The 708-nt window shown below is 56.1% G+C and carries 1 protein-coding gene; it reads left to right on the forward strand.

Annotated features, from left to right (window positions below; all coding sequences use genetic code 11):
• Positions 1-291: 291 nt before the first annotated feature.
• The gene (locus CNE01S_RS25450; RefSeq protein ID WP_138089323.1) at positions 292-549 is read left to right on the forward strand and encodes a hypothetical protein; all 258 of its coding nucleotides are present in this window, start codon (positions 292-294) and stop codon (positions 547-549) included.
• The last annotated feature ends 159 nt before the right edge of the window (positions 550-708 follow it).

A 708-nucleotide genomic window follows, 5' to 3' on the forward strand; every position in this document is an offset into this window, starting at 1 on the left:
AATCTCCAAAAGAAAGTTCTTATTTTTATTCTGTCAGTCGAACGTCATTTTTCGGGACTTTCCCCGATAAGATATATTCAGAAGTCACTCAGAAATAGTAGCATTTATTATTCCTGTGAACTGTTGGAGTCCGCCGGATTAATCCGCACGCAGAGAAATTCCAGCCGACGGGTATTCATTGCGCTAACCGGGGACGGGCGTGCCCTGGCGACGTCGCTGACGGCGGCAGAGCGCGACCTGCAGCGAAAGGCAGGCAGCCGGATATTGCCCTTTCGTCCCGAGCGGAAAGGGATGCGAGACATTGAAGTGGACATCAGGGGCCGGCCTTATGCCGCCAGCCGGGCCGCGTTTGTTATCCGGACAGACGGCACTGTCAGTCTGGCGCTGTTCAGTGAAAACAGCGGACAGGCATGGCTGAGCGGGAATGCCTGTCAGGTAGGGGAGTGGTACCAGGCCTGCTATGACGCCGGACTGCCGGTGAATGTGCAGGTTGATGATGATCGATGGCTTTCCGGGATGGCTGTGCCCGGCCGGGGACGGACGCTGTAGGGTGCGGGGAATTATTTTGCCTCCTCAGCATTCAGTGAAGCGCGGCAGGGTATGGGCTTGCCACTCAGTGGCGACATGAAGAGTGCCGTGATTTTTGCATCACTAAGCCTCCGTGCGTCAGTGGGCGCTGACACCGATGTGACCGCCTGAAATGAGTAT

It is taken from the genome of Cedecea neteri NBRC 105707 = ATCC 33855 (assembly GCF_001571265.1).
Taxonomy (GTDB): Bacteria; Pseudomonadota; Gammaproteobacteria; order Enterobacterales; family Enterobacteriaceae; genus Cedecea; species Cedecea neteri.